At 34.3% G+C, this 19,080-nt stretch carries 13 protein-coding genes, 4 pseudogenes and 1 other annotated feature; of the genes and pseudogenes, 4 read left to right on the top strand and 13 right to left on the bottom strand.

Annotated elements, in window-relative coordinates; all coding sequences use genetic code 11:
- Positions 1 to 49: 49 nt before the first annotated feature.
- On the bottom strand, positions 50 to 1,270 hold the full coding sequence (locus ACQKMD_RS17655) for a substrate-binding domain-containing protein (protein WP_427753639.1): 1,221 nt from the start codon (positions 1,268 to 1,270) through the stop codon (positions 50 to 52).
- A gap of 364 nt (positions 1,271 to 1,634) precedes the next feature.
- Between ACQKMD_RS17655 and ACQKMD_RS17650 the strand changes: the two are divergent.
- Positions 1,635 to 1,893, top strand: a pseudogene (locus ACQKMD_RS17650) (IS5/IS1182 family transposase); the annotation flags it as partial.
- 125 nt (positions 1,894 to 2,018) lie between these two features.
- On the opposite strand, the gene ACQKMD_RS17645 reads toward ACQKMD_RS17650, so the two are convergent.
- From ACQKMD_RS17645 to ACQKMD_RS17600, 10 genes and pseudogenes are all read right to left on the bottom strand, one after another.
- A complete protein-coding gene (locus tag ACQKMD_RS17645) occupies positions 2,019 to 5,213 on the bottom strand; it encodes a BTAD domain-containing putative transcriptional regulator (protein WP_427753637.1) in 3,195 nt (1,064 codons plus the stop codon).
- Between the two features lie 36 nt (positions 5,214 to 5,249).
- Entirely contained in the window at positions 5,250 to 6,116 is an 867-nt protein-coding gene (locus tag ACQKMD_RS17640; RefSeq protein ID WP_427753635.1) for a serine/threonine protein kinase, read from the bottom strand.
- An 874-nt stretch (positions 6,117 to 6,990) separates the two neighbouring features.
- Positions 6,991 to 8,220 carry a right-handed parallel beta-helix repeat-containing protein gene (locus ACQKMD_RS17635; protein WP_427753633.1) on the bottom strand — a complete coding sequence of 410 codons (1,230 nt, stop codon included), beginning with the start codon at positions 8,218 to 8,220 and terminating at the stop codon, positions 6,991 to 6,993.
- A 262-nt stretch (positions 8,221 to 8,482) separates the two neighbouring features.
- Positions 8,483 to 8,932 (bottom strand): annotated as a pseudogene (locus ACQKMD_RS17630) (NUDIX hydrolase).
- A 106-nt stretch (positions 8,933 to 9,038) separates the two neighbouring features.
- Complete coding sequence (locus ACQKMD_RS17625; RefSeq protein WP_427753632.1) at positions 9,039 to 9,413, bottom strand: hypothetical protein; 375 nt, start codon at positions 9,411 to 9,413, stop codon at positions 9,039 to 9,041.
- 27 nt (positions 9,414 to 9,440) lie between these two features.
- Positions 9,441 to 9,635, bottom strand: coding sequence for a hypothetical protein (locus ACQKMD_RS17620; protein WP_427753630.1), 195 nt, complete (start codon positions 9,633 to 9,635; stop codon positions 9,441 to 9,443).
- A 177-nt stretch (positions 9,636 to 9,812) separates the two neighbouring features.
- Positions 9,813 to 10,010, bottom strand: coding sequence for a helix-turn-helix transcriptional regulator (locus ACQKMD_RS17615; RefSeq protein WP_427753628.1), 198 nt, complete (start codon positions 10,008 to 10,010; stop codon positions 9,813 to 9,815).
- Positions 10,011 to 10,278: 268 nt separating this feature from the next.
- Positions 10,279 to 11,043, bottom strand: a complete 765-nt coding sequence (locus tag ACQKMD_RS17610) for an amidohydrolase family protein (protein WP_427753626.1) — start codon at positions 11,041 to 11,043, stop codon at positions 10,279 to 10,281.
- Positions 11,044 to 11,156: 113 nt separating this feature from the next.
- Positions 11,157 to 13,097, bottom strand: a complete 1,941-nt coding sequence (gene thrS / locus ACQKMD_RS17605) for a threonine--tRNA ligase (protein ID WP_427753624.1) — start codon at positions 13,095 to 13,097, stop codon at positions 11,157 to 11,159.
- Positions 13,098 to 13,148: 51 nt separating this feature from the next.
- Positions 13,149 to 13,390, bottom strand: a binding site (T-box leader).
- Between the two features lie 829 nt (positions 13,391 to 14,219).
- Positions 14,220 to 14,585 carry a winged helix-turn-helix transcriptional regulator gene (locus ACQKMD_RS17600; RefSeq protein ID WP_427753664.1) on the bottom strand — a complete coding sequence of 122 codons (366 nt, stop codon included), beginning with the start codon at positions 14,583 to 14,585 and terminating at the stop codon, positions 14,220 to 14,222.
- 167 nt (positions 14,586 to 14,752) lie between these two features.
- Here ACQKMD_RS17600 and ACQKMD_RS17595 point away from each other — a divergent pair.
- Positions 14,753 to 15,969: pseudogene (locus tag ACQKMD_RS17595) on the top strand (MFS transporter).
- A complete protein-coding gene (locus ACQKMD_RS17590; RefSeq protein WP_427753622.1) occupies positions 15,941 to 16,783 on the top strand; it encodes an aldo/keto reductase in 843 nt (280 codons plus the stop codon). Before ACQKMD_RS17595 ends, ACQKMD_RS17590 begins: the two are co-directional and overlap by 29 nt.
- A gap of 146 nt (positions 16,784 to 16,929) precedes the next feature.
- On the opposite strand, the gene ACQKMD_RS17585 is transcribed toward ACQKMD_RS17590, so the two are convergent.
- Both ACQKMD_RS17585 and ACQKMD_RS17580 read right to left on the bottom strand, forming a co-directional pair.
- A complete protein-coding gene (locus ACQKMD_RS17585; protein ID WP_427753621.1) occupies positions 16,930 to 17,580 on the bottom strand; it encodes an SIMPL domain-containing protein in 651 nt (216 codons plus the stop codon).
- A 163-nt stretch (positions 17,581 to 17,743) separates the two neighbouring features.
- Positions 17,744 to 18,052 (bottom strand): histidine phosphatase family protein, encoded by a 309-nt coding sequence (locus tag ACQKMD_RS17580; RefSeq protein WP_427753620.1) that lies wholly within the window; start codon positions 18,050 to 18,052, stop codon positions 17,744 to 17,746.
- A gap of 78 nt (positions 18,053 to 18,130) precedes the next feature.
- On the opposite strand from ACQKMD_RS17580, the pseudogene ACQKMD_RS17575 reads away from it, so the two are divergent.
- A pseudogene (locus ACQKMD_RS17575) lies at positions 18,131 to 18,989 on the top strand (MFS transporter); the annotation flags it as partial.
- Positions 18,990 to 19,080: the final 91 nt, after the last annotated feature.

Here is a 19,080-nt window from a genome sequence, read left to right as displayed (position 1 = left end):
AAGTTTTTAAGAGAGCCAGGCCAAATTTATGGTCTGAACTCTCATATACTTATTTTTTACTTTGAATTGGCGGAGCTGTTTCGTCAGGTGTTAGTTCACGAATTAATACCGGTACAGGGTAGTCAACACCTTTTTGTTCTTCAAGTTTAATAGAATACATAGGTTGTAATGCTTGGTGATCCTCTTTACGGAACGTCATTTTTCCTTTCGGTGTCTCAAAAGACATACCTTCCATCAATGGAATAAGCGTATTACCATCTGCATTACCATCTGATTTTTGTAACGCCTCAACAATAGCTACAGCAGAAGAAAAACCACCTGGTGTAAATAAGTCCGGTACTGTATTGTCAAAACGTTTTTTATGCTCTTCTACTAACCAATCATTCACTTTATTTTTTGGTAATGTATGATAATAAACCGAGAATCCTTCCATGCCTACAAGGGGCTTCATCAATTGAAGAGCGGCAATGTCAGGTGCACCTGTCGAAATTTTTATACCTGTTTCTGTTAACTTAAGATCTGCGATTTGATTCCAAGGTGAATTCGTACCAGCCCATACAACAAAAAGATATTCAGGTTTTGCCTTCACAACTTTCTGTAAGTTAGATGTGAAGTCTGTTGCAGCTGGATCAGCATATTCTTCTAAAACAACTTCTGCACCTAACTTTTCTGCAGCTGCTTTAAAAGCCTTAACTCCATCCCAACCGAAAGAATAATCCGGTGCAAATGTTGCAATTTTTGTTCCTTTTTTAGCAATCGCCGCAGCTGCTGCATATGCGTCTTGAGACGAATTTCTTGCTGTACGGAAGATAAATGGGTTGAACTCAGCGCCGGTAATACTATCTGCAACAGCCGGTTCTACAATCATAATTTTCTCGTATTCTTCAGCTAGTGGTAAGACAGCTAATGTATCTCCAGAACTAGATGAACCTACTAAGAAATCTACCCCATCATCTTCTAATAACTTTGTTGCTTTTTGCACTGCTACTTCTGGTTTAGTTTCAGTATCTTCCCAAACAACTTCAATTTTCTTACCTGCAACTTCCATCTTGCCATCTGTAGCATAATCTAGCCCTAGTTCAAAGCCTTGCTTTGTTTGTTGTCCATAAGACTCTAATGCACCAGATAAAGAGGCCAATACACCAACTTTAATTGTCCCTCCTTCTTTGTCATCCTTTTCCGAAGAGGATCCACTTGTTTTTTTGTCACTTCCACATGCAGCGAGTAAAAGCATCACTGCTACTAATAGAATCGCCAACCACTTTTTCATCCAATACCTCCCTCTTGTTTTTTAAAGCGCTTTCATCTTGCTGTAAAAGTATCATAACTAATCCTAGTTACAAATTAGTTACAAAGAAAAAAGACCCTACGTTTTCACGAGGGCACTGAAAAAGTCCATAAAATGAATTTTAGCCATGGCTTTTTCTTCGATGCCGTTAATTTCCATCCCGGCGAACGCTTTCCTGGGGACGAACCTTGAGCCTCCTCGTCGCTAACGCTCCTGCGGGGTCTCAAGATGTTCGCTAGTTCCCCAAGGAGTCGCCGCCTGCACTCCAATCAACTAGTTTTATCGTTTTTTTTTGAGTTTTTCATTCTTTTCGATTTAAATTCACATTTAACCCTTTATAATGAAAGGACTAATTCAAGGTGGTGCCAAAAGCAAAACGTATTCAGTTTCCATAAAATCAACCGAACATGAAGAGCAAGCAGCTTTTCAAGAAACGGAAAAATTCAAAGACTTAGCGAAAAGGCGCTATAAAATTGAAGCGAAAAAATCCGTATGGCTACAATATGGAAAAATCGGCGGGTTTATTTGGCCTGGCAGTCCAAGGAGCTACAACAATATTTGCGGTAAATTTGAAACGTATCTTGAAGCTATTAAATGAAGAATAAGGGAAATACAAAAAAAACACCGGCACTTTCTGTTCAAAATCGAACAAAAAGTACCGGTGTTTACTATTGAAGAACATTACATTTTAAAAACGTTAGTTTTTCAATACCCTCGTTTTCACATAAGGTCATTTTAAAATTATCTCATACATCTGTATGGTTGTTTCCATTGGTTCGATATTCAATTCGTCTTTTAATACTTGTTCACATTTTTCAAACCATCTGACAGCCTGAGTACGATTTTGAAGTTGGAAATATCCATACATGATTAGGCGATATCCTTCTTCCCATGTATTATCTTGTTTCAACAAGTGTTCTGCCCAATACACTGTTTTGCTAAATTCTTTTAATCGGACATAATTCTGTGCTAAGCGTTCAATTCCTTCCATATAAATATATTTCAATTCTTCTCGTATATCTTGAAGCCATTCTGATTGTTTCTTATCCGCGATAAAATCACCTGTGTATATTCGGATTCCTCTTAAAAGCCATTCATTCGAAAGATTTGGATTTTTCTGTTGCATGCCTAAAGACATGAATTGTCTAAAAAAATCTAAATCACTTTTCATACAATGCTGTGTAATGAGCTTGTACATTGATTGCTTTCGAACAACGTATGCACTTTCTATTCTAGGAAGACGATTTGGTTCTAGCACTTTTAATAAAGCATTATAAGCAACTTTGAAATCTCTTGCCTTCGTTTCCTCAGTAGCTTTTGGCCATAGTACATTAATTATTTCTTCTTTGGAAACAAATCTCGTACGATTTAGATATAGGTAAATGAATAATTCCTTTGCCTTTTCTCGTTGCCACTCTTTTTCGACTATTACTTTACTATCGCGATATAGAGTAATAGCTCCAAATAGCTGAATAGTATACATATGTGCTGGTACAGGTAGATCAGCATCTATTTCTATCAATTTAAAAAAGTGTTTGGTTTTAACAGCTGATTTTTTTAATGTATTCCAATGATGCATCAGTTGCCACCATACTATATTGTGTTGAGGACCAAAGATATGTTGGTCTCTTACAAAGAAATCATATTTTTTCTCTACAATAGTTGCCATACATAATTCAAAATTTGAAGCAAATTCAACTTCATCATTTTGCATATAAGCGATATAAGCACGCCAAAAGCTAACAATTGTCAGTCCAAAATAATCTTTTGAGTTTTTAAACTTACTTTCTGCGCTCTTAATAGCTTCTTTTGCCTCTAAGTAATGTGCATGTTCCACATAAATTATTGATAAAGCTACATAAAGTAAAGCCGAAACCCAATGATCATGCACTTTTTCCGTTTCTTTTAACCCTAATTTTATATTGATAAGTGCTTGTTCAAGTTGTTGCTGTCTACTTTTTACAATTGCTAGTCCCATATAGGACTCGGCTTTTGCACGTTTCACATCCATACTATCCATTATTTCGATGGTCTTTTCATAACATTGTTCCGCTTCAGCAATATCTACTGGATTCAAAACCAATAATGTATGTCCTTTACGAAGATACGCTACTGCTAGAATATACTGTGCATGTTCATTTTCTTTTTTCAAGATGCTTTTATTTGCTGATTCTAGTGCTGTTACATAATCACCTAATAATATTAAAATAAAGGAATATAAAACATCGGTCTCACGATAAGTATCTGAAATAAGACTATATGAATCTAAACGATTTTCTAATAAGCCTTTTGCTTCCTTGAGTTTGCCTTGCCTTAATAATATTCTTGCATCCAAATTTCCTTGCCTCACTATAAGAGAAGAAAGCCCCACATCTGAAACCCACTTTTCTGCTTCATACGGTTTGCCTAAGTTTACTAGATTTTCTGCATATTGTTTTTGTATAAATTGCAGATGACCTTCTTCTAACTTCGCTTGTTCCACCAATTCTAGAGCTTCTTGTAAATAACTTTCAGCAAGTGACGGTTGAATAGTATCCAAATAGATATGTGCAATACCAGCCTTGGCTCTTAATAAATAATCATAAGACAAGCACTCTTTTGCGCATATAATGCATTTTTCATACGCTTTTTTTGCTTTTTCATACTGTGCACGATATCTCTGACTTTCACCTTCATAATAGTAAAGTTGAAAATGGGTTGCCATTGTACCAGCTGATAGTTCACGAATACGTTCGATAAACCAATCGAATTTTCCATCTTCTATAAAATGATTTGCAAAATAAGCTAAAGTAGATGCAATCAAATCTTCATTTTTTGTTTTCATGGCATGATGAACGGCTTTAACAGGGTTTCTTTGCTGAGTAAAATATTTTGTAGCCTTTAAATGCAACGAGTGATAATTATCTAAATCCTGTTTCATCATTTTCAATTCTAAAAATTGCTGAAATAACACATGATATCGAAACTCTGTGTATCCACTTAATGGCTGGATAAAAACATGTTTATTAACTAGAATTTTAAGCTGTTCTTCAAAAACCTCCCCGTAGAACGCTTCTATTAATTCATACGAAAATGTTTCAAAAATGCTAAGTTTCATAATTGCATCCTGTTCAAAATCATTCAGCCCCTCGAATACTTCATATGATAAATAAGTAAAAAAGTCATTTGACGAAAGATTCTGTAATTTATCTATAGATTTCTCTAAATCAATAGATTGTGTGGCGAGAAATAAAATAGCAATAGCCCATCCTTCTGTTGTTAGGAGGATTTTGGCCACTTGTTCCTTTGTTATATAATGTTGAAAGTAATCTTCAAAGAATACCTGGATTTCTTCTGCAGAAAATATAAAATCCTCTTCTATACATTCAACTAATTGATGATTTAACCTTAAATTCCGTATACAACCCCAAGAAGGATATGTTCTTGACGAAATAATTAGATGAACATTTGGTGGTAAATGTAATATCAGTTTCTCCATGATGTAATGAATATGAAAGATATGATCCACTAAATAGTAATCATCTAGTATTACAAAAAAAGGTTCTCGCATCTTGCAAAACTCATTTACAAACATAGTAAACAGCTTATTTAACTCTTCAACTTTAGGAAACATTGAAAGCTGATCCCAACCAATCATTGTTTCTCCAAAAGAAGGATATACATTCCGCACACTATAAAACAAGTGACGTAAAAATGGCAAAACATCGTCATCATCTTCTGTCACTTGATACCAAGAGAAAGCATTGGATTGATCTGCTAAAAATTGTGCCAATGCGGAACTTTTACCAAAACCCGCTCCACCATGTAAAATAGTAAGCTTTGTATGATGACTTCGTGCTAACTTTTTCATGACCTTTGCTCGTCTCATATAATGTATAGCAGGTTCTGGTGGAATAAGCTTAGATAACAATATGTTGTCTTCCATATTGTACCCCTTTCTCATTCTCATTGATTTACATTTCTATATTAAAAGTGCTTTACTCCATTGATGATAAAACACACTAATCGTTTCAAAACGATCTGAGGGATTATTTTCTAATGCTTTTGAGCAAATATTATATAGATCTATTGAAGCCTCCCACATTTCGAAACTTTTATCACTTCGTCCTCCAATAAATGCATATGCTAAACCTGCTAATGTATATACATTTGAAGCACTTGTAATTTCAGCGTTTAATCGATATTCTTCAGGTGCTTTATACCGACTAGAACCCCAAAAATCCTCACCAATATCATTAAAGACAGGTGCTTTTTTAAAAAAATCAATGTCGCAAATATGCAATTTATTATTTTTGAAATTATATAGTATGCTACCATCATAGAAATCAACCATCACATATCCTATATCTTCTACAAAAATCGCAAATTCATATATTTGATTCAATATCGAAATACGTTTTTTTAAAGATAAACTCCTTAATTTCACAAAAGGAGAATCAGGAGAATTGTACTTTTCAAAAGGCGTAAAATCCCAATGATTATGCATACATTCTCCTTCTACCCATTTAAATTTCAATCCGTAACCTTGTTTTGTCTGAAATGTCTCTATGCATTGAATTAATAAGGGGTGATTAATATGTTGATAAACTTTCTTTGCTTCTTTTAGGCGTTTAATCGCTGATTTTATATCTCCAGTATATTCTAAATTTCTTGCACCAGCATATTTAATGAAATAACGTTTATCATTTTCAATAATTCCAAAACTAATGTTTCCTGAATCCTGCTGATCAAAAATAGTAAATACTTCTACTTCTTTTAGCCAATTAAAATCATGATATTCTTTTAACTCTAATAATAATTTATTTCTTCCAATGAATACTTTAACCAAATTATGCTCCTTCATTGAGCTTACGTAGTTTATAGAGGGGTGATACGTTTACTCAAAATTAACATACCTCTAAAGTGTTTGGAAATTTTTTCATATAACATCACACCTTTCAATATACTTCCATTTAGTGAAATATTCGAAAACCGAATATTCTTATATTCATTGTACAATAATTACCAAAAGCCTACACTACTAAATTCTTTGCAAGAGTAAGTAGTATCTATGTTTAGTTTTTTTGCATACTTACGGATAAGTGAGTAAGATTTTATATGTTATTCAATAAACGGACAGTGAGATTAAACAGGGGGGGTTTAGGAATTTGCGAGAATACATAAAACAAATGCTTTACTTGTTCCCGTAGATTCGCATGAGGTAAATGAAAAGAAGGAATAAGAACACTACTATGTTATTAATTAAACATTTTCTTAAATAGCCATTCACCACCAACAGAGATTATAATTCCACAAATAAAGCAGAGCAAACAAACATATCAATCTTCCCAATCGCAAACAACAGAATAGGACAAATCAACAAGAAAATCTTCCAACTAATAACAAGCTTTTTTTTAATATTCTTCCCCCCTCATAACCTTAAATATATACGCTAGCAGTTTGTTAAATATCACTATAATTATATTTTTCTCTTTTTGTTAATTAATAGGGGTTGGTGATTTTCGAATACGTCCATTTTATTAAGTTATAGAAAATCAACAGTACAAGTAAACATAGTAAAAATAAAAAATGTAAGCTACTGAAATTACTTCGTAATGTAATTCATTCATAATATGTGTAACATATTATGAATGAATTAAGTATCATGTACAATTACTTTTCTTTAGTGTTACAGAGTAGAAGGCTTCTTTTCCCCATGTAAATCACTTTGACGCAAGTTGAATTTTTTCAGTGTTTTGTATGAATTCGTTGTAGGAATTATTAATTCGGATAATCGTTTCAGAAGTATTAATGGCGTTGTTTGTTAGTAGTGCTTTTTTGTTAGCTTCATTCAGCTTATTGTACGTAATATCATATTGTGAGCCTGGACCACTGTTTTTCCAAGCCATAAATTGAATTGTTCGTCCTACTGTATTAAAAGTATTGCTCTTAAATGTTGGATTGATTGCGCCACTGGCTAGAATTCCACGGATAGCAGAATTGCCATTTGCTACATTCTGAATGATATTATTTTCAATAACAGCGTTCGACCAATTCATGACACGAATGGCATCCAAGCGAGTTTTATCAATGTGATTATTACGAATGATAACTTTGTCATGATACATTTTGCCTGAAAATTTATGTGTACCAATAGCTCGATCTAGATTCTTAAATTTATTTTTTTCAATAGTTATATTTTGATTCGGCGTTTTATCATATTTACTCCATTTTTGACTCCATCCTGCTGTTGTTCTATCCGGTGTATCAATATTTATAGCTTCTTTGTTCTTATTTGCTGCTGCTTTCGAATTTGTAAATGTATTTTTTCTTATTACTATATTCTTAGAAGCATCTAGCTCAATAAAATGGCCCGAATACATATTTTTAAATTGAATATTTTCCACTTTGACATTTTGATTATGTCCCATAATCAAAGCAATACTATCTTTTTCATATTTCATGTCAATCGTTACTTTACCTTCACCGATAAAGGAAATATTTTTTTCACCATTATATTTACCGTATACACCGGATTTATTGGCTTTTGATGGTTTAATGAATTGAAAAATTGATTTTGAGGCTTTAAATTTACTTGTCCCTGTTTTCTGACCTTTGACAATACTGACGCCATCCTTCATTTTAATTGTTACATTCGACGGCACATATAACGTATTACTAATTGTGTAAGTACCTTTTTTCAATATGAGCGTGCCCCCACCTTTTTTCTCCAATTTCTCTAAATAGGAGCGAAGCACATAATAATGCTTGGTATTACTATTATATGTAGTATATTTCTTCATCGCCTTATCCACTGGTACTGTTTCCGGTGAAATTGTGAAGACGTTCTTTGCCGCAGCTTCTGCTGGATTGGACATAGCCCCTATCCATACACACAGCATCAATAAAGAAGCCGCTAATAATGCACCCATTCTCTTGAATTTCATAATCATGTTGTAAAATTCTCCTTCTCAAAAAATAATAATTATTTAGGATATTAATAACAGACTATCATAGAGGTTACTACATTCTCTTATTACTCACCACAACACCCAATACTATAGTACCACTTTCCCCACAATAAACATGAGGAATGGAGAAAAAAATATCCTTTAAATATCTTTCACACAGCATTTCTGATACGTTTTTTTATGTAATATAGATAAGTGCGTTACAAATCGTTTTAATAGTAATTTTTTTTGGATATGTTTTATTTTAATAGTCTATCCCGTTTAAAATCCTCATTACCGGTTTGTCTGGAGGACTAATATTTGAAGGTAATGATTGCAATTCAAAAAATTTCAATTCTTTCACTTCTGTAAAATCAGCCTTTAAAGTACCATTATATTGCTCACATATATAAGTTGTAGTCACATTGTATACTTCATCACCATGAGGGTATTGATAGTAGAATTTTTCGCCGAATAAACATTAAATAACTGCAGATTTTCTGCTATAAGGCCCGTTTCCTCTACTAACTCCCGACTTGCTACATCTTCTAATGTTTCACCGATTTCTATTGATCCGCCTGGTAATCCCCAACATTGGTTATCTGTTCTTAATTGTAGTAATAGTTGATTGTTTTTATTAACTACTAGAACACTAGCCCCTACCATTAACAGTGGCCTAGAACCAACTATCTTTCTTTTCCATAATATATCCCAAATCTATCTCTCCTTTGTTTCTCTATTCCAACTTTCATTCTATTTCAAGAATCCAAGTTTTCTTATCCTTTTTATACTAAAAATATTGCATTACCCGAATTTTAGTTTTAATATTTCTTGGCATAGTAAACCATTGTTAAAAATACCGAAGATATATAAATTGTCATCATTATTGTCAGTAGACTGTAAGCATCTATATGTAGACTACTAACTGGGTTAAAGACTATCATTAATATTACAACTACTGCTATTAGGATGAAATAATTCACATAAATGGATCGCTCTCTGATTTTTTGTGCACGTTCATCTTTAACGGTAAGGTGAGGTGCTAAGTAGGCTAAGCAAAAACACATTATGCAAATAGCAATTAGCATAAGTGAAGATGGGAATTTATTTACACTTATTGAAACTCCATTTATAAATAACGCCATAACACCAAAAATAAATCCCATTATGATAAAGCCCATTTTTGTTTCTTTCATTCGTCTTTACTCCTTCCTAATTTGAGTTTAAAGTCTGTTTGGATTCTCAATGGTCATTGAAAATACATCGCCACATTTTGCACAACATGAGATGAACATCCCTGTACCTAAAGACATTAATTTATCCACTTTTTTTACTTTATCGTAACCACTATTTCCGATTTTCCCCGTCTTCGTTTCTGTATGACCACATTTCTTACAAACAAAGTTTGCATTAGACATAATAACTTCTCCTCCTCCTCTAAATGAATGAATGAATGAATGAATTATTTATGTATCTACTCGTCTATTATTTTTCTTCTAAATTAACTGTCGCACAAAGCATATATTCTAAAAAAATCGGAAGTAATTAACAAAACTGCGAAGATATATCCCACCTTCAAAACAGGTGTTCCCATATTATTCTTCCTCATAAATAAATACATCTTCTATGGAACAGTTGAATAGCCGAGCAATTTTAAACGCAAGCGTAATCGATGGATTGTATCGTTCTTTTTCTAATGAAATGACTGTCTGTCTAGATACTTCCAACTTTTCAGCAAGCTCGTCTTGTGTGTATTTGTGTATCGCTCGGAAATCTTTGATATTATTTTTCATAATCCCCATCACTTTCTTGTAAAGGAAGCTTTACGTAAAATATACTTTACAGGTTTTGGTATGTCAAGTTCACTTTACGTTTTTGTAATAGAAAAGGCTAGCGAACTTTCACTAGCCTTTAAGTTGATATTCAATTCAAATTATATTTAATAACATCTATACTTTCTCATTTGCTTCTATTTACGTCTCCACTTAAACCCAGCCTCTATATGATAATAATCAGAAATATTTCCAGTTTTCAAATAGATTTCTTTAAGTGTTTGAAAAACTAAACGTAATCATATGCTTTTCCACAAGAATACCATTGCATAGCATTTTCATAAAGAATTCGATTTGCGTCTTTTTCATCAAATTGATCAAGTATTACTTGAATATCTTCAAAATTAAACGGACGTTTTGCACGCGTTGAAGGTAAATCAGTTCCGAACATTAATGCTTCAGGATTTATTTCATGAATGGCTTTCATCGCTTTGACTACATCTAATTCTACTCTTCCAAAGCCCGTCGCCTTTACGTGTACACCGCTTTCCACTAGATCGAGTAAATTCGGTAATCCTTCCTCTGAGAGGCCTAAGTGATCAATCGAAATCGCAGGTAATGATTGAACCACCTCTTTAACTTCTAGCAAATCTTTAGCATCGATATATAATTCACTGTGCCAGCCTACTAAGTCATATACACGTCTTGCAAAATAATCCAACTGTGATAAATTCTCAGATCCCCCGCGTCTGACGTTAAAGCGTAGAGCTCTGACACCTTGCTCATTTAATTTAAGAATGTCTTGATCCGTTGTATTAAATGGCAACTGTGTTACGCCACAAAAAGAAGGACCCATCTCTTTTAGAGCTTTGATTAAATAACCTTGATCAAATCCTTGAAATGAACCTGACACAATGGTGCCACCAACACTTTCAAAATCCTTTATCGCATGTTGATAGTCTTCTACTAAATAGGACGGTGGTATATACCCTTGATTTTCTTGAATCGGAAAATCAAAATCGATAATGTGCAAATGTGCATCAAATATTTTCATTCCCTCTCCCCCTTTAGTATTAATTGTAATCAAGAAGAGGTATAAATTAAATTTATAAAAAATTAATGATACTCATTTGTTTTACTTATGACACTTGAATAAGTTGTATTTAATTACTCAAACTTCAATTCACTATTATTCAAAGATTTATTTTCAATGCTAGTTATTATTTTAGAGATAAATTCATCAAGCTGAACTTCCATTGAAGTTTCCTGACCATATTGTCTTACGCTAACAGAATGATTTTCAAGTTCTTTATCACCTATCACTAAAATATAAGGAACCTTTTTCATCTGTGCTTCCCTCATTTTATAGCCTAGTTTTTCTTCACGTAAATCAAGTTCTACACGTATTTCTGCTTGTTTTAATCGTCTTGTAATCTCTTCAACATATTGTTTATGAATTGTGTTTGATACTGGTATCACTTTGACTTGAATAGGTGATAGCCAAATTGGGAATGCACCACTAAAGTGCTCGATTAGTATCCCTAAAAAACGATCTATTGATCCAAATACAGCACGGTGGATCACGACCGGTCTGACCTTCTGATTTTGTTCATCTATATATGTTAAATCGAATTTTTCTGGTAGCTGGAAATCAAGCTGAACTGTTGCACATTGATGACTACGTTTAATAGCATCTTTTATATGAATATCAATCTTAGGTCCATAAAATGCGCCGTCCCCTTCATTGATCTTGTAGGAATAACCAAGGTTTTTTAATACTCTTTCAAGTGACGCTTCTGCCTTATCCCATAACTGTTCACTTCCCATAAAATCTTCTGGTCGTGTTGATAATTCAATTTCATATTCAAATCCGAATGTTTGATATACACGATCTATTAGACGTAAGGCGAATAAAATTTCATTTTCAATTTGATCTGGTCTTACAAAAATATGTGCATCATCTTGGCAGAATGTGCGAACACGCAATAAACCATTTAATGCCCCACTAAATTCATGTCGATGTACTTGACCAAATTCAGCCATTCTAATTGGGAGTTCACGATATGACCGACGTTTGTCTTTGAAAATAAGCATATGACCAGGACAATTCATTGGCTTTAATGCAAATTCTTGATCATCTACTTCTGTGAAATACATATTTTCTTTGTAATGCTCCCAATGTCCGGATTGCTCCCACATTCTTTTATTCATCATAAAAGGCGTGCGTACTTCTTGATAATCATATTGATGCTGAAGTTTACGTAAGAACATTTCCAATTCATTACGAATAATTTGACCATTAGCAAGGTAAAATGGCATACCTGGTGCTTCTTCCGAGAACATAAATAACTCTAATTCATTCCCTAGTTTACGATGATTTCTTTTTTGTGCTTCCTCTACAAAATGAAAATATTCTTTCATCTCTTCTTTTGTAGCAAAAGCCACACCATATATGCGTTGTAGTACTTTATTGTTACTATCCCCTCGCCAATATGCCCCTGAAACATGTGTTAATTTAAATGCTTTTATGAATCGAGTTGCTGGTAAATGCGGACCTCGACACAAATCTACAAATTCTCCTTGGCGATATACTGTTACTGTATCTTCTTGTGGTATATCTTCTAACAATTCTAGTTTTAATGGGTCTTCTTTAAAGATTTTTCTTACTTCGTCTCGTGGCAATTCTTCGCGTCTAATCTCCAAGTTTTCAGAGATAATTTTAGTCATCTCTCTCTCGATTTTCACTAGGTCATCAACTGTCATCGTACTTTTTAAATCAACATCATAATAAAAACCATTTTCAATTACTGGCCCTATACCTAAACGAACCTCACTATATAAACGTTTAATCGCTTGAGCTAATACATGTGCAGATGTATGCCTCATAATCTCTACACCAGCTAACGAATGAATATCATATAGCTCAATTTCAGCATCCTCGTTGATACAACGTTTCAAATCATATAGTGCACCATTGACTTTACCCGCTACTGATTTCTTTTTAAGACTTGAACTAATGGACTGTGCGATTTCCTCTAACGTTATCCCTTGCATATATTTCTTTTCATTTCCATTTGGAAATTTAATCACGATTTCTTTCTGACTCATAACACTTCACTCCTATTTTTATTAATATAAAAAACACGCACTCATCCCTATAAAAGGGACGAGTGCGTGTTTTTTACCCGTGGTTCCACCCAAATTTCCATCACAAACTAAATAAGCTACCTCATGATGGCTTTGTTTAAGCTATATCGTTGCTTCTACGGTACTGATTACTTTTATTTCACCAATACTGCTCCAAGGTGGTAAATAATTCTACTGCGTTAGGAAGTTTCCAGCCTTGCCTTCCCTCTCTGTAAACCGTTATGAATTATTCGTGCCCTTGTCATTGCATTTTCTATTTAATTAAAAATAAAAAAACGCACTCATCCCTATAAAAGGGACGAGTGCGTGTTATTTACCCGTGGTTCCACCCAAATTTCCATCTCATAACTAAATAATCTATCTGTTGATGGCTTTGTGTAAGCTATATCGTTGCTTTTACGGTACTGATTACTTTTTTTACCAATACTGCTCCAAGGTGGTAAATAATTCATCCGCATTAGGAAGTTTTCAGCCTTGCCTTCCCTCTCTGTAAAGCGGTTAGAATTACTCGTGTCCTTATCATTGCATTCATTATTTAATTATTAAAATAAAAAACCACACTCATCCCTCATATAGGGACGAGTGTGGTTTAAACCCGTGGTTCCACCCAAATTTCCATCTCATAACTAAATAAGCTACCTGTTGATGACTTTGTGTAAGCTATATCGTTGCTTCTACGGTACTGATTACTTCTTTTCACCAATACTGCTCCAAGGTGGTAAGTCTTTCTTCTGCATTAGGAAGTTTCCAGCCTCGCCTTCCCTCTCTGTAAACCGTTATGAACTACTCATATCCTTGTCATTGCGTTAATTATTTTAATTTTTATTACTATATAAGATTATTTTCCATTAGTCAATAGATATTTTTTATTTTTACATATTTAGCAAAAAAAATCATTTATTATTCCAATCAAATGGATTCTATTTTTGAAACTTATTCGAATAATAGTAATTCTTTTAAGAAAATAATATCTTCGCGTTTTGTCACATCGCCTTCAATACATATTACAAACTAAAAACGGACATTAATGATCTTCATATCTATTAGTAAACTGTTATCACATATTTCATATTTTCTTTATAGCTAATCATTCAATCCATTATCTTCTAAATACCCCTCAGTACTACCATACACTTTAACAATATGATCCTCTCCCCAATTACAAAGTGATGTCAAGATGGGTTCTAAACTTTTTCCGTATTCGCTTAATTCATATTCTACTCTAGGTGGGAGTTCATGATAAAGAATACGGTTAATGACACCATCACTTTCTAATTCACGTAATTGTTGTGTTAACATTTTTTGCGAAATATTTGGCATCAGTCGTTTCAATTCACTCGTGCGTTTTTTTCCATGTGTTAGGTGGCATAGAATGACACATTTCCATTTCCCACCGATAACTTCAAGAGTCGCTTCTACTGATATATTGTATTTTTTCTTCGTTTCCATCATCAATAACCTCTTTCTATTTACAAGAACGTTCGTTTGTAGGTACTAGAAGGTTCCTATATAACAAAAAAGTACGTACTTCCTTTTCTATTTTACATGCTCCATAATAACATTTATTCCGGAACATTTGGCAAGTAATTGCACACTGATTAAAAGAAGGAGATTCTATGAAAGAACAGCAACAAACAAATACAAAGGTTCTGCCTGCACTTGCAGTGACTGCTTTTGCCATTGGGACAACTGAATTTATAAGCGTTGGTTTACTACCAATGATCGCAACCGATTTAAAAACTTCGCTTCAAGTAACAGTTTGACTGTTTCTATTTATGCGATTGGCGTAATGATCGGCGCTCCTGTACTCACATCTCTACTAGCTCATATTCCACGAAAAAAATTACTTCTTGGGATTATGCTTATATTCATACTCGGTAATAGTATAGCCATGTTCTCTACAACAATCGGCTTATTACTAGTAGCTAGACTCGTTTCTGCGTTAGCTCATGGTGTATTTATGTCAATTGGCTCAACAATTGCAGCGAACCTGGTACCTGCAAATCGTCGTGCTAGTGCGATAGCAATCATGTTTACTGGATTAACTGTAGCAACAATAACAGGGGTTCCTTTCGGGACATTAATCGGACAGCAATTTGGTTGGCGCATAGCATTTGCATTTATGGTAGTTATTGGAATTCTAGCTTTAATTGCCAATATCATTTTAGTACCTGCTTCTATTCAAAAAGGTACCAAAACAGGCTTTGCAGAACAACTAAAGCTAGTGAAAAACGGCCGCTTATTACTAGTGTTCATCATTACTGCACTAGGTTATGGTGGTACATTTGTCGTCTTTACTTATTTATCACCTTTATTGCAAGAAGTAACAGGCTTTACAGCACAAACAGTGACACTTATAATCTTATTCTATGGCGTAACAGTTGCCATTGGTAATACAGTTGGTGGTAAACTAGCTAATAACAATCCAATTCGTGCATTATTTTATATGTTCGTGATTCAAGCGATTGTGTTCTTTGTTCTTTACTTCACTGTACCATTTAAAATAGCAGGTTTAATTACTATTTTATTCATGGGGCTATTTGCATTTATGAATGTCCCAGGACTGCAAACATATGTCGTAATTTTAGCTGAGCGTTTTGTGCCAAGTGCTGTAGACGTCGCTTCTGCTATTAACATCGCTGCTTTCAATGCAGGAATTGCAATTGGTTCGTATGCTGGAGGAGTTATCGCCAAGTCAATGGGCTTAATCCATACGACGTGGATCGCGGGTATTATGGTTACTGGAGCTGTCATTTTAGCTGCTATTTGTGTCAAACAAGAAGAAATTGAGGAGAGTGTTCAAAATGAACTTACAAACAACAACTTTAAATAATGGAAAGCAAATGCCCCTTTTAGGCTACGGTGTTTTCCGTGTAGAAAATGATGCGGAACTAGCAGAAGCTGTTAAAACAGCAATTAAAAAAGGTTACCGTAGCATCGATACTGCACAAATTTATGGCAATGAAGAAATGGTCGGACAAGGTATTAAAGAAGCAATTGCTGAAGGTTTAGTTACTCGTGAGGAATTATTCATCACATCAAAAGTTTGGAATGCGGGCTTAAATTATGAGGATGCACTTGCCGCATACGATGACAGTTTATCAAAAATGGGCTTAGATTATTTAGATTTATACTTAATTCACTGGCCTGGGCAAGATCAATATTTGGAAGCTTATAAAGCACTTGAAACAATTTATAAAGAAGGTCGTGTTCGTTCAATTGGCGTAAGTAATTTCCAAGTTCACCACTTAGAAAACTTACTAAAAGATTCAGAAATCAAACCAGTTATTAACCAAATTGAATTTCATCCTCGCCTCACACAACAAGAGGTTCGTAACTATTGCGTGGAGAACGACATCCAAGTTGAAGCATGGTCTCCGCTAATGAACGGCGAACTTCTAAAAGACGAAACTCTACAAAGTATTGCAGCAAAACATAATAAAACTACTGCTCAAATCGTCTTAAAATGGGATTTACAACATCATGTTGTAACAATACCAAAAACAATGACTGAATCACGTATGGAAGAAAACATTAACATCTTTGACTTTGAACTATCTACTAGAGAAATGGCTCAAATTGATGCACTAAATGAAAACTTCCGTTGTGGTCCAAACCCGGATGAATTTAACTTTAAAATAGGTTAATCTAATAACCTCAGATGAGTGATATAAATTCATCTGGGGTTATTTAATTGAAAAGAAAATAAGTCTATTGGGTTTCATTCTATTAATTTACAAGCTTACATATTTGTATTTTCCCATCTAATTTAGCTAGATAATTCATTTATATATTAATACTGAAATTTAACTCTTAGCGCTGCACTAATTGTAATTTGACCTTGTTCGATTGGGGTGGAGAAATTCTGTTCAGCCATGGCAACAGTTTTATATAAAACAGGACCTGCATTACTCTCTTCTACAATCTCTATCGGTTGTGGAAGGAATGGTAATCTCATTGTCTCGGCTATTGTTGTTGCTTTCATTTGTGCATCATGGAGAGCTAAACTGAGCGCTTGTTGATAATAAAATTCTGCATTTTCAATTTTAAACTGAATTCCTGAAACGCGATTTGCACCATTTTGTACAGCTGTATCAATTACAGTGCCAACTTGATTTGTATCTTTTACTTTAACAGTAATGGCATTTGTCACTTCATAACCTCTAAAAACCTGTTTACCTCCAACGTAATCGTAATTTGGCACGATATTATAGGCAGCAGTTTGAATATTCTCTCTTGGGATGTTGAGTGACAAAATAGATTGAATAACACGATTCATAATGTTCGCATTCTCCTGCTGTGCTTTGCTTACATCTTGTCCTTCTGTAATCACTTCTAATTGAAGTTGTACATAATTTGGCTGAACAGCGACTTTCCCGTTTCCAGTCACTGTTATTACATGAGATGAATTACATGGTAGTTGATGAGCATTTGGATTATACACAGAACTCCACCTTCCGAATTGTTTATATTACTAATCCTATGCACTGTACCTTGAAAACTTGTTTAACTAATTTTAATAGATAACTTGAGATGAGTTTTATAAATACTTTTATAGCGATAGAAAAAGACCATTTGAATCCCCTCTATCAAATGGCCAAATGCAGTTAATATTCATCATATTCTATACAAAGCCCCTCAACATTCTGATCTGCTAATTTAAAGAATGTATTTTGGGATACCTCTAACTTTAATGCTTGTTCCTTCTCTAAATTGTTGTATACTCCTCTTAATATTCTACCTGTTAATCTGTGTGAGACAGCGATAGTTTTCTCTCGACCTTCTATACTCTTTAGCCAATTAGGTACTCTTTCCTTAACAGAAGCATAACTTTCCCCATTAGGTGATTTAAAATACCAATTGTAGTGATCTGTAAACTTTAGAAGTTCGGGCCATGTTTCTTCGATTTCTTTCATTGTTAAACCCGCCCAAGATCCTACAGATTCTTCTTTTAACGTTCATCTGTCTCTATCTTAGTAATATCTAAACCTAATTTTGAGCTTGAGTTCGGCTGGAGCCGTCCTGCCATATCATTTGCCTTCGCAGTGAGCTTATTTTTATATGGCTTTTCAGGACCTTTTATGGCAGCGTTTGTTGAGGTTTCCGGATTAAAGAGAATGATGCTTTATTCCATGCTGACATTGACCATAGGGCTTGCACTGACTTTCTTTATGCAAACATAGTGGCAATTAGGTGTCATGATTAGGGTTGGTTAGTTGGTTCTGGATTATTCTTAACCGTATTAAGTACACAAATTGCGAATCGATGGTTTGTGAAGCAGCGTGGTCTAGCAGTTGGAATTTTAACGGCAAGTACAGCAACTGGGCAATTAATATTGTTACCGGTATTAGCTACAATAATCGATCAATATTCTTGGCGTTATGCAACAGGACTTATCTTTATTCTTAGTATTTTAATGCTATTATTAATCCTTCTGTTTATGAAGGACTTCCCTCAAGATAAGGGACTTCTACCTTATGGGCAGGAGAAAAAAGGGCAGTCTCCGGAACAGACTTCTCTTTTGCAAAATCCATTTAAATTAGCATTGGGTACGCTGATGGAGGGCTTGCGATTAAAGGAGTTTTGGCTATTAGCAGGTAGTTTCTTCATCTGTGGTTTATCTACTAGTAGTTTGATTGGGACACATTTCATTTCCTACTGTATTGGTTTTGGCATTCCTGTTGTAACAGCAGCGGCAATGCTTTCATTTATGGGGGTTTTCGACCTAGTGGGCACAACATTATCTGGCTGGTTATCTGATCGAATTGACAATCGATGGCTGCTATTTTGGTATTACGGTTTACGGGGATATCACTATTTTTTTTACCTTTTGCTTTAGCTCAAGGTTCATTGGTATGTCAACACTAAATCAAACAACTTTTTTAAGGGCTAAGTTTTTATAAGCGACCGGACTTTGATAGCCTAGTTTGCTGTGCGACCGAAT

This window comes from Viridibacillus sp. NPDC096237 (assembly GCF_050278625.1).
Lineage (GTDB): Bacteria > Bacillota > Bacilli > Bacillales_A > Planococcaceae > Viridibacillus.
The sequence above is the reverse complement of the archived record's forward strand: the minus strand, read 5'-3'. Positions and strand labels throughout refer to the sequence as shown.

Coding starts and splice junctions, on each gene's coding strand:
- ACQKMD_RS17655 (WP_427753639.1), bottom strand. CDS start 1,270: ATGAAAAAGTGGTTGGCGATTCTATTAGTAGCAGTGATGCTTTTACTC.
- ACQKMD_RS17645 (WP_427753637.1), bottom strand. CDS start 5,213: ATGGAAGACAACATATTGTTATCTAAGCTTATTCCACCAGAACCTGCT.
- ACQKMD_RS17635 (WP_427753633.1), bottom strand. CDS start 8,220: ATGATTATGAAATTCAAGAGAATGGGTGCATTATTAGCGGCTTCTTTA.
- ACQKMD_RS17625 (WP_427753632.1), bottom strand. CDS start 9,413: ATGAAAGAAACAAAAATGGGCTTTATCATAATGGGATTTATTTTTGGT.
- ACQKMD_RS17620 (WP_427753630.1), bottom strand. CDS start 9,635: ATGTCTAATGCAAACTTTGTTTGTAAGAAATGTGGTCATACAGAAACG.
- ACQKMD_RS17615 (WP_427753628.1), bottom strand. CDS start 10,010: ATGAAAAATAATATCAAAGATTTCCGAGCGATACACAAATACACACAA.
- ACQKMD_RS17610 (WP_427753626.1), bottom strand. CDS start 11,043: ATGAAAATATTTGATGCACATTTGCACATTATCGATTTTGATTTTCCG.
- thrS (WP_427753624.1), bottom strand. CDS start 13,097: ATGAGTCAGAAAGAAATCGTGATTAAATTTCCAAATGGAAATGAAAAG.
- ACQKMD_RS17600 (WP_427753664.1), bottom strand. CDS start 14,585: ATGGAAACGAAGAAAAAATACAATATATCAGTAGAAGCGACTCTTGAA.
- ACQKMD_RS17590 (WP_427753622.1), top strand. CDS start 15,941: ATGAACTTACAAACAACAACTTTAAATAATGGAAAGCAAATGCCCCTT.
- ACQKMD_RS17580 (WP_427753620.1), bottom strand. CDS start 18,052: ATGAAAGAAATCGAAGAAACATGGCCCGAACTTCTAAAGTTTACAGAT.